We start from the raw sequence: 9,540 nt of genomic DNA on the forward strand, positions 1-9,540 counted from the left end.
TTGCATGAGTGAACCAGGAACAATGAAAATTAAATACTACGCTAAATTCGAAAAGGTAGTGCCATATATCCAACGACCAAATGAAGAAGAACAAGAAGCTTTAAATTGGATTGGTCAAGATATGGATAAGCACGTTAACGATTACTTAGATGGTACATTCATAGAATTTAGCGAACCAGAGGTGAAAGATTAATGGAAAGGCTATGTGTAAATGGCAAAGAGTACACAATTCTAGGTAAGAATTTAAAAAACATGGAAGCAAACGGTTTTTATAGGGACTATTTAGCTACGAGGTTAAGAAGTGGTTGGACATTACATGAAGCATGTAAAGCACCTAAAGGAACACGCTTAGAAGACTATAGAGAAGAGCAGAAAATTAAACAAATGGAATCACAAGTAAGACGTATAAGAGCCAAAGTTAAAGAGGAAAAGCACAGAGACGAGCACCCTTGGTTGTACGATGGAACACCGCAATTACATACACGCAGTAAGTATGTAGCTGATTTAATGAAAAACGATACATTCCCAAAGGTGGTTAAATAAATGAAGATTAGGGATTTAAATTTAGATGATTATGTAATCGTGTACGATATTGGCAAAAGTGAGTATAGCGATGGTATGACGGTTGTAGGTCGTGTAGATGAAATTATATTTAACGAAGATGATAAGAATGAAGCGGGCATTGATTCACTTGGTAACTTATACGAAATCACAGACGACAACCACTTTTATTTGTGGAGTAACTATATAGAGAGTAAGACAGAGAGTTTGAGTGATTCTCCAGAGTTAAATGGATTTACTGTTGATGAAAAACTTTTAGAGGAAGCAAAGGAAAAAGGAATTGATGAGCTTAGAAGAAATATGCTTCAATCCAACGACGTACAACAACGTAAGAGAAGTTGTGGAGTAAACGGAAATAAAAGACCAGACATGATACAACCTGGAGAACCTATAATATCTCTAAATATTAATGAGAGGACTCAATTTATAGAACAAGTAGTTGAAGGATTTGACGCAGTACCGAGCATACAATATAGGTAAAGCGATAGAACACATATTTGAACATGATAGTGAGCAAGCCAAAAAATCATTGGAACGTGCATATGAGAATTGGGATTAATTCATTTATAGATATAAAAATATTATAGAGTTTAAAGATTAGTGATATCTATTATAGGAGGGCGAATGAATGGTAAAGATTAAACGACAAGTAGAAATGACACATGAGGAATACGCAAAGTACTTGATTGATAAATTCGGTATAGCTAGTTATGAACGTAAGTTAATCGATAACAATATTTTTGATGCACCTATGGAGTTTGAACAAACTTTCACACTGGAATTTATGAGAAAAGAGGATGATCCAGTAATAGAACGTAGTTTCAAAGGCGTAGTTATAGAAGTCGAGGAAGAAATTACGGAAGATACGGAGTTAGATTTGGTAGAACGTTTTATAGGTGGAACGGGGAGTGTTTGTTATACAAGTCATACAATGTCTATTAACAAGTGTTTGAGAATGGCACCTGATTATATTAATACAACTCATTTCTACATTGAAAATGACGACCGAGAGCTAGTGTTAATCTGGCGTGACGGAAAGTCTGGTGGAGTAGTGATAGGTGGGACTATTATTTTATCTATTGTAGTTATAATGATTCTTTATCTTTTAGGGTCTCTCTTATATGAATTTATTAACTCGATTAGAAAATATGGCATAGGTAGGATTGATATATTTTTTATTGTAATACTTATTGTGTTTGTGATGGGGATAATACTAAGTAGTTTTGGAATATAAAGGAGTGATGGCGAGTGAATATAAGTAAAAAGAAATATGAAAAATTAAATAATGATTTAGTAGATGCTAAAGCAAAGGCGTTTGATGATGTTAAAAAAGCATTGGATAACGAAAATAAAATAATGAGATTAAGTTTACAAATAAAACAAGAACGCGACCAATACAAAGCAGAACGTTACTCCCTAATCGATGATATAGCAGTGTTGAAAGCAAATATTAGTAGGTTGGAACGGGAGAATGTGAAACAAGTAGACTTACTCCAAGACTTTAGCAAATTCATTAATTATAAGTTAATTGTTAGTCCTGCTAGTGATATCTATAAACACTATAGAAGTGAACTAGATAAGTTGGGGGTTAAGTAGATGGCTTATGAGTATGAGAGGAAACTAAAAAAATAGATTATTAGACTTAGAATTCGATAAGTGGGAAGAAACAGCGCAATTTGAAAGAGAATATCGAGAATTAGAACGTGTCTATCGCAAAGCAAAGGCGTTTGATGAAGTTATTAAAGCCTTTGAAGACAGTCATTTATATACCGACGAAGATGTTCTAGAGATTATTCAAGAACAGTTAGATGAATTGGAGTGTGCAGACGATGAAAGATGAGATTGAAGTAACAGTAACTAAACCACTGACTGAATTACAGCTTACTAAAGACAGTAGTATACAAGCGATACCACTTAGTAATGAAACATATAAAAATAAATTAAACGGTATGGAGGATAAACAAAATGACTAACACAATAGATCAATTAATCAAACAAGTAGAACAATGGAGTAAGGATAAAAACTTAGACAAAGCTAATCCAGATAGACAAGCATTGAAATTCTATGAAGAAGTCGGTGGAGTAGGAGCAGCTTTATCACGTAACAAACTTTACGATTTAAAAGACGGTATAGGCGATACAGTCGTTACATTAATTATATTGGCACAACAACATGGAATGACATTAGAGGAGTGTTTACAGTATGCGTATGACGAAATCAAAGGAAGAAAAGGAAAGACAATCAATGGAACGTTCATCAAAGAAGCAGACTTGTAAGAAAGACATAGTACAGAGGGTTAAGGAAGTGTTGAGGAAATAAAAAAGCCCCTGAAAAGGGACTGTTTAATATAAATTATCTTTCAATAAAACTTTGATACCACAGTATAAATTATATATTACGTAATAAACTGCGCCTATAAAGGCAATTACAGCAATAACAATTAAAGTAATTCCTAATGCGTTGTTAGAATTAGATTCACTTAAACCAATTAAAACTGCACCTACAAAAATTAGGATATAAGGCAAGATGTGATAAGCTAAAGACTTTTTAGCGTGAGTAGAAACAGGTTTGTTGGCTAATATCCATACAATAATAGGGAATAGGATTGGCGCAAAAAAACACTAAAATATGATAATGCGGCTAGTATTTTTTCTGATTGTGTTGATTGATTGCTCATATAAATGTCTCCTTGTTAGTTATTAATAAGAACAATATCAAATAAATGTATTTTCGTAAACATTAATTAAATAATATAACAAATTTGTTATAAGGACGGTGATATCATTCAACACCTAATACGCACACTAACAGATTCAACCGGTTACACCTTCACTCACGTTACACAAGCACGAGAGAATGAAACGTTTACTGTCGTTGAGGCAGAGAGTAAGGAAGAAGCGTTGGAGAAAGCTAAAAACATGATGCAATGTCCTAACTGTGGTAGCTGGGACACAGATTATGAGTATATCTATTTGAGTAACGAACCTATTCATTTTGCTTTTAATTGTAATAACTGCAACACAAGATATGGAAAAGATTTAGTCGGAGATGAAAAAGGATATTCTATTAAATTAAAAGAAAAGGACAGTGAGTGAATGAAACGTATATTTAAAACATTATTAATCATATCACTATATGAATTAAGTAAAGCAATCACATATGAAGTCATTGTTAAGAAACAGGCTAACGATATGGTAGAACAACCTGGCTACGATGAAATAGATGCATGGAAAAAATATTAAGGAGGACAATAACATGTGGGTAATTCTAACCTTTGTATTCAGTATATTAATCATAGCGTTAATTATTAGTTTAATTGTATTGAATGACAGAAAGAACGAGAAGATATTTAACCTATCTAAACAAAATATATTATTACAACAAGAGATTAAGAGAGAACTTAGTAGTAAGACACATACAGAACCTAAAAAATTAAGTCAATCATTAAGAGAAAGATCGCAAATGAAAAAGTATAACACTGATAACATACATACTCATGAATAATATGTAGATGAATCAGATGTACACAATAACCTGAATAGATAGCAAATGGAGGAATTGGATGTATAGTGAATCAGAGGTAAGAGAATTAATTACAGGGTATTATTGGAGAACTAATCTAATTGAAGACCAAGTGTATGAGTATGATAGTACATCTACTGCACAATATGGTATTGAATCTGTTATGCCTAAAACACAAGGAGGAACTGGAGATAAGGTTTTGGTTAGAGTAATGATGAATGACAAGAACAATAGGCAACTTAAGAAATTGATATCAGAAACTTCTTTTGTGGATGATCATGAACATAAGGTTAGTAATCCTAAGAATTACCATTTGCTTCAGTTATTAAAGAGAGGGGAAAAGGTAAGTACGATTGAAAGGCTATTAGATATTAGTGAACGTAATATATATAACCGTATTAAACAGATAGTTAAAGTTTATATGGAAGCACAATTATAGTATGCAGAAAATGCAGAGATTGCAGGCTTTGCAGGTAATTATGTATAACACTGAATCATGATATATAATATCAATATACGCTAAGTTCCAGTGATTTATTATAAATAAACAATACTATATTATATCGAGACACATCCATTCCGCGGGTGTGTCTCTTTTTGTTGTAGAGATTAATAGTAAGGGAGTGAATAAGTATGAGGATAGTAGTTGTGTACGGTGCACCAATGAGTGGTAAGACGACATACGTTAATGAAGTTATGCAGGATATCGATTTAGTATTCGATTATGTTGCATTAACGCAAGCAATAACGAATAGTCAGTATCAACAACATAATGATAGTGCACATAAGTTAGTCATGGACATAAGAAACAAGATGATAGACCACGCTAAACAAATAACAGAGGGTACACTCTACCTCATTACGACTTACTTATCTTACACATTACAAGACAAGGTGGAGACACACTTTAATACACAGTACAAACAAATGGATACATCATTAGATGAATGCAAGCGAAGACTAAGCATTAGTGATAGACACAATAAGCAACACGTTATGCAAGTGTTACATGAATGGTATGGCAAGTATATATACAACAAAGGATTAATAGATAGTGATGAGCTAACAAAGGAAACCAAGAGGTTATATAAGTCTAAAGACTGGCATACATTGAGACACATGGCATTAGAAAGAGATAATCATTTGTGTCAAATGTGTTTAAGGAAACATAAATATACAGATGCTGAGTTAGTTCATCATATGATTTATGTTAAAAGTGATTTTCAAAAAGCACTAGATTTAGATAATCTCATGTGTGTTTGCTCAAAGTGTCACAATAGAATTCATGCGAAAGATGAAGAGGAAGTTTTTACAACAGAAAATGTAGAAAGAAAAGTGCGAACGATAAAACTTTGATGCCCCCTGGTTTTTGTTTTGAGAAAAAGAAATAAAGAGACCGCGGACAGTTTCGTCGTTCGCAACGCAAATAACTTTTCATGAAAGGGGGTAAAGGTTGGAATTAACAAAAAAGCAATTAGTCAGTTATATCGATGGTTATCAAACTTCAGATGATATCTTAATAGATCTCTATTTAGAAACTTATAAATTTTATTGTCGATTAAGAGATGAACTCGAAGAATCTCAGCTTATGTATGAACATACGAATAAAGCGGGCGCTACGAATTTAGTTAAAAACCCATTAAGTATTGAATTAACAAAAACGGTTCAGACGCTAAATAATTTATTAAAGTCATTAGGATTAACTGCAAGCACAAAGAGAAAAAATTGTTGAATCAGAGGAGGACGGTTTTGGTGACTATTAAAGTATTGAATAAACCCTCACCTAAATTGCTCACCACATGGTATGCGCAACAAGTCGTTAGAGGTAATATTACGGCGAATAAATACGTTAGAAAAGAATGCCAAAGGCATTTAAATTACCTCAAAAATGATAATCATCGGTGGGAATTTGATGAAGAAAAAGGACATAAACCAATAAGATTTATTGAAAAGTTCTGTAAACCTTCGAAAGGCGAATACGGACAACTCATATTACAACCATGGCAACATTTTATTATTGGTTCTTTGTTTGGTTGGGTAGATAAAGAAACACGTTTACGACGCTTTAAAGAAGGCGTCGTTTTTGTTGGGCGTAAAAATGGTAAAACGACATTGATATCAGGTTTAACAACTTATGGTGCTTCAGAAGATGGCGAACCCGGGGCAGATGTTGTTCTACTAGCTAATGGTATGAAACAAGCTCGATTATTATTTGATGAATCAACCAAGATGATAAAAGCTTCACCTAAATTAAATAAAAATTTCAGACCAAGAAGAGATGCTATATATTACGATAAAACAAATTCGAAAATCGAACCCCAAGCAGCAGATAGTGAGAAGTTAGATGGTTTAAACACACATATTGGTGTGTTTGATGAAATCCATGAATACAAAGATTATAAATTGATTTCTGTTATAAAAAACTCTCGACAATCAAGAAAGCAGCCTTTACTAGTTTATATTACAACGGCGGGTTATCAGTTAGATGGTCCTTTAGTTGATATGGTTGGTGTTGGTGAAGATACTTTAAATGGTGTGGTTGAAGATGAACGTACTTTTTATTTCTTAGCTTCTTTAGATAAAGAAGATGATTTAGATAATCCAGAAAATTGGGCGAAAGCAAATCCAAATTTGGGTGTATCAATTGATTTAGAAACGATGAAAGAGGATTGGGAAAAAGCGAAGCGCGTTCGACGGAACGTGGGGATTTTATAACGAAACGCTTTAATATATTTGCGAACGATGATGAAATGAGTTTCTTAGACTATGAAACACTTAAGAAAAATAATAAAGTCATTGATTTAGAAGAACTCAAAGGGAAACCTTGTACGATTGGTTATGATTTATCTGAAACACAAGATTTCACTGCGGCTTGCGCTACTTTTGCCTTAGATGATGGTAATATAGCGGTTATTTCTCATTCGTGGGTGCCAGAAGAGCGCGTTAAATACGCCAATGAAAAAATACCCTTTAGAGAATGGCAAGAGGAAGGTTATTTAACAATAACACCTGGACAATACGTTGATTACCAACAAGTTTATGATTGGATTACAGAAATGAATCAATATTATCCTGTTGAAAAAATAACGTATGACCGCGCGAATGCTTTTAAACTCAATCAAGAATTAAAAAACTATGGTTTTGAAACAGAAGAAACAAGACAAGGAGCGATTACTTTAAGTCCAGCTTTAAAAGACCTAAATGAGTTATTTTTAGATGGTAAAGTTATTTTTAATAATAATCCAATGATGCGTTGGTATATCAATAATGTTCAATTAACTAAAGATCGTAATGATAATTGGTTACCAACGAAACAAAATCGCTATCGTAAAATCGACGGTTTTGCGGCGTTATTAAATACTTACACTGACATTATGAATAAAGTGGTTACAGACGCAGGTAATGGCAATATTGAGTTTATTAGTATGAAAGAACTACTGAGTTAGGAGGTGAAGGCAATCGCTAAACAAAATTTACTCAGTAAGGTGAAACAAAAATTGATAGATAATTGGGTAGACCAAAGCAGGCAAAATCTTTATGACTTTTCACCTTGGCGTAATAAAAACTTTTGGGGTGTTATTAATAACACTTTAGAAACCAACGAAACGATATTTGCGGCTATCACTAAATTATCTAATTCAATGGCTAGTATTCCTATTAAGCTTTATAAAAATTATGAATCAGTAACCAATGATATTTCTTTACTCATTACAGATACGCCGAATGGCTCAATTAGTAGTTTTGATTTCATTAATCAAATTGAAACATGTCGAAATGAAAAAGGTAATGCTTATGTATTAATCGAACGTGATATTTATCATCAACCCAATAAATTATATCTAATTAATCCAGATGTCGTTGAAATACTAATCGAAAATACGTCAAAAGATGTTTATTACAGTATTCACGCGACTACAGATAATAAATTAATCATTCACAATACAGATATGATGCATTTCAAACACATTGTTGGTTCGAATATGGTTCAGGGCATTAGTCCTGTTGATGTATTAAAGAATACAACTGATTTTGATAATGCTATTCGAAATTTCAATCTAAAAGAGATGGAGAAACCAGAATCATTTGTCCTTAAGTATGGGACTAACGTCTCCGATGAGAAGCGAAAAGCAGTTGTACAAAATTTTAAAGAATTCTATGAAGAAAATGGCGGGGTTTTATGCCAAGAACCCGGGGTAGAAATTGACCCACTAAATAAAAAATATGTATCTGAGGATATTGTGGCCACCGAAAATTTAACAAGGGAACGTATTGCGAATGTATTTCAAATACCATCGGTATTTTTAAATGCGAATAACGCGATGACATTTAAATCAAATGAAGAACTTGACCGTTATTATTTACAACATACGTTACTACCTATCATTAAGCAGTATGAAGAAGAATTTAATCGCAAGTTATTGACCAAATATCGACGGACGATGGGTTACTACTTCAAATTTAATGTTAAATCGTTCTTACGTGCAGATAGTAAAACACAGGCTGAGGTTTATTTTAAAGCTGTACGTAGTGGTTATTATACGGTTAATGATATTAGGTCATGGGAAGATTTACCTCCTGTTGAAGGTGGCGATGTTCCATTAATCAGTGGTGACTTATACCCAATTGATACCCCGCCAGAACAAAGACACACATCGAAAGGGGGTGACAATCATGGACAAGACAAAGACTTACTTTCAGATGAACAAGAAGACCCAGAATAAAGGTGAAATTTATATTTATGGTGATATTGTTTCAAGTAAATGGGACGAAACTGATGTCACTGCTGTCGATTTTAAAAACGAACTCAATCAACTCGGTGATGTATCTGAGATAGATGTGCATGTCAATTCAGCAGGTGGTAATGTTTTCGAAGGTCATGCGATATACAACATGTTAAAAATGCATAAAGCCAAAGTAAATATTTATGTCGATGCCTTAGCGGCATCCATCGCAAGTGTTATCGCAATGAGCGGTGACACTATTTTTATGCACAAAAACAGCTTTATGATGATTCATAACTCTTGGATTATGACCTTAGGTAATTCGAAAGATTTACGACAAACGGCAGATTTATTAGATAAAACAGACCAATCAAGTAATAACGCTTATTTAGATAAAGCGACGAACTTATCTGAAGAAGAGCTTAAACAATTGCTTGAAGCTGAAACTTGGTTAACGGCAGATGAAGCATTAGAAAAAGGACTAGCAGATGAAATATTAGGTGCAAGTGAAATAGCTGCCAGTATTTCAAAAGATAGTTATCAAATGTTTAAACACGTACCTGAAAATATTGAGAAAGATGTTGATAAAATTACAACTGTTTCAGATATTCAGGAAGATAATACGGTTGAGACACCTCAAGAAACAATGACACGAGTAGAAAAAGAATCAAGAGAAATAATAAAACAAAATGCAGAAAATTTAAAATTACTTTATAAATAGAAAGGAGACATATT

At 33.2% G+C, this 9,540-nt stretch carries 14 protein-coding genes and 3 pseudogenes; all 17 read left to right on the forward strand.

Translation table 11 applies throughout. The annotated features are described in order from the left end of the window. The first annotated feature begins 4 nt into the window (after positions 1–4). The 17 genes and pseudogenes from ABLV95_RS12515 (at position 5) to ABLV95_RS12595 (ending at position 9,526) form a co-directional block, all read left to right on the forward strand. The gene (locus ABLV95_RS12515) at positions 5–193 is read left to right on the forward strand and encodes a hypothetical protein (RefSeq protein WP_107558570.1); all 189 of its coding nucleotides are present in this window, start codon (positions 5–7) and stop codon (positions 191–193) included. Continuing rightward, the gene (locus ABLV95_RS12520) at positions 193–543 is read left to right on the forward strand and encodes an SA1788 family PVL leukocidin-associated protein (RefSeq protein ID WP_107558571.1); all 351 of its coding nucleotides are present in this window, start codon (positions 193–195) and stop codon (positions 541–543) included. Before ABLV95_RS12515 ends, ABLV95_RS12520 begins: the two co-directional genes overlap by 1 nt. Beyond that, complete coding sequence (locus tag ABLV95_RS12525; RefSeq protein ID WP_460875871.1) at positions 544–1,041, forward strand: hypothetical protein; 498 nt, start codon at positions 544–546, stop codon at positions 1,039–1,041. A gap of 148 nt (positions 1,042–1,189) precedes the next feature. Further along, entirely contained in the window at positions 1,190–1,795 is a 606-nt protein-coding gene (locus tag ABLV95_RS12530; RefSeq protein ID WP_460875873.1) for a hypothetical protein, read from the forward strand. A 14-nt stretch (positions 1,796–1,809) separates the two neighbouring features. Continuing rightward, positions 1,810–2,157 carry a hypothetical protein gene (locus tag ABLV95_RS12535; protein WP_318832836.1) on the forward strand — a complete coding sequence of 116 codons (348 nt, stop codon included), beginning with the start codon at positions 1,810–1,812 and terminating at the stop codon, positions 2,155–2,157. A gap of 233 nt (positions 2,158–2,390) precedes the next feature. After that, positions 2,391–2,534: a hypothetical protein gene (locus ABLV95_RS12540; RefSeq protein WP_158262632.1), complete on the forward strand. Its 144-nt coding sequence runs from the start codon at positions 2,391–2,393 to the stop codon at positions 2,532–2,534. After that, complete coding sequence (locus ABLV95_RS12545; protein WP_460875876.1) at positions 2,527–2,838, forward strand: MazG-like family protein; 312 nt, start codon at positions 2,527–2,529, stop codon at positions 2,836–2,838. The genes ABLV95_RS12540 and ABLV95_RS12545 overlap by 8 nt, the downstream gene beginning before the upstream one ends. A 519-nt stretch (positions 2,839–3,357) precedes the next feature. After that, positions 3,358–3,459 (forward strand): annotated as a pseudogene (locus ABLV95_RS12550) (DUF1381 domain-containing protein); the annotation flags it as partial. Positions 3,460–3,462: 3 nt separating this feature from the next. Next, on the forward strand, positions 3,463–3,657 hold the full coding sequence (locus ABLV95_RS12555) for a hypothetical protein (RefSeq protein WP_241961592.1): 195 nt from the start codon (positions 3,463–3,465) through the stop codon (positions 3,655–3,657). Next, on the forward strand, positions 3,658–3,804 hold the full coding sequence (gene rinB, locus ABLV95_RS12560; protein ID WP_107558579.1) for a transcriptional activator RinB: 147 nt from the start codon (positions 3,658–3,660) through the stop codon (positions 3,802–3,804). A gap of 13 nt (positions 3,805–3,817) precedes the next feature. Beyond that, positions 3,818–4,066, forward strand: coding sequence for a hypothetical protein (locus ABLV95_RS12565; protein ID WP_107558580.1), 249 nt, complete (start codon positions 3,818–3,820; stop codon positions 4,064–4,066). A gap of 58 nt (positions 4,067–4,124) precedes the next feature. Next, positions 4,125–4,523, forward strand: coding sequence for a hypothetical protein (locus ABLV95_RS12570; protein WP_107558581.1), 399 nt, complete (start codon positions 4,125–4,127; stop codon positions 4,521–4,523). A gap of 590 nt (positions 4,524–5,113) precedes the next feature. Next, positions 5,114–5,440 carry an HNH endonuclease gene (locus ABLV95_RS12575; protein ID WP_318833033.1) on the forward strand — a complete coding sequence of 109 codons (327 nt, stop codon included), beginning with the start codon at positions 5,114–5,116 and terminating at the stop codon, positions 5,438–5,440. A gap of 97 nt (positions 5,441–5,537) precedes the next feature. Next, positions 5,538–5,847 (forward strand): annotated as a pseudogene (locus ABLV95_RS12580) (P27 family phage terminase small subunit). Further along, a pseudogene (locus ABLV95_RS12585) lies at positions 5,837–7,530 on the forward strand (terminase large subunit). Before ABLV95_RS12580 ends, ABLV95_RS12585 begins: the two co-directional pseudogenes overlap by 11 nt. Before the next feature lie 3 nt (positions 7,531–7,533). Further along, positions 7,534–8,805, forward strand: a complete 1,272-nt coding sequence (locus tag ABLV95_RS12590; protein WP_460875880.1) for a phage portal protein — start codon at positions 7,534–7,536, stop codon at positions 8,803–8,805. Continuing rightward, positions 8,756–9,526: a head maturation protease, ClpP-related gene (locus ABLV95_RS12595; protein WP_107558807.1), complete on the forward strand. Its 771-nt coding sequence runs from the start codon at positions 8,756–8,758 to the stop codon at positions 9,524–9,526. Before ABLV95_RS12590 ends, ABLV95_RS12595 begins: the two co-directional genes overlap by 50 nt. Positions 9,527–9,540: the final 14 nt, after the last annotated feature.

Source organism: Staphylococcus sp. Mo2-1 (assembly GCF_046721385.1).
Lineage (GTDB): Bacteria > Bacillota > Bacilli > Staphylococcales > Staphylococcaceae > Staphylococcus > Staphylococcus equorum_A.

Excerpts from the sequence above, each read along its gene's own strand:
- ABLV95_RS12515 (WP_107558570.1), top strand. The coding sequence starts at position 5 with ATGAGTGAACCAGGAACAATGAAAATTAAATACTACGCTAAATTCGAA.
- ABLV95_RS12520 (WP_107558571.1), top strand. The coding sequence starts at position 193 with ATGGAAAGGCTATGTGTAAATGGCAAAGAGTACACAATTCTAGGTAAG.
- ABLV95_RS12525 (WP_460875871.1), top strand. The coding sequence starts at position 544 with ATGAAGATTAGGGATTTAAATTTAGATGATTATGTAATCGTGTACGAT.
- ABLV95_RS12530 (WP_460875873.1), top strand. The coding sequence starts at position 1,190 with ATGGTAAAGATTAAACGACAAGTAGAAATGACACATGAGGAATACGCA.
- ABLV95_RS12540 (WP_158262632.1), top strand. The coding sequence starts at position 2,391 with ATGAAAGATGAGATTGAAGTAACAGTAACTAAACCACTGACTGAATTA.
- ABLV95_RS12545 (WP_460875876.1), top strand. The coding sequence starts at position 2,527 with ATGACTAACACAATAGATCAATTAATCAAACAAGTAGAACAATGGAGT.
- rinB (WP_107558579.1), top strand. The coding sequence starts at position 3,658 with ATGAAACGTATATTTAAAACATTATTAATCATATCACTATATGAATTA.
- ABLV95_RS12565 (WP_107558580.1), top strand. The coding sequence starts at position 3,818 with ATGTGGGTAATTCTAACCTTTGTATTCAGTATATTAATCATAGCGTTA.
- ABLV95_RS12570 (WP_107558581.1), top strand. The coding sequence starts at position 4,125 with ATGTATAGTGAATCAGAGGTAAGAGAATTAATTACAGGGTATTATTGG.
- ABLV95_RS12595 (WP_107558807.1), top strand. The coding sequence starts at position 8,756 with ATGGACAAGACAAAGACTTACTTTCAGATGAACAAGAAGACCCAGAAT.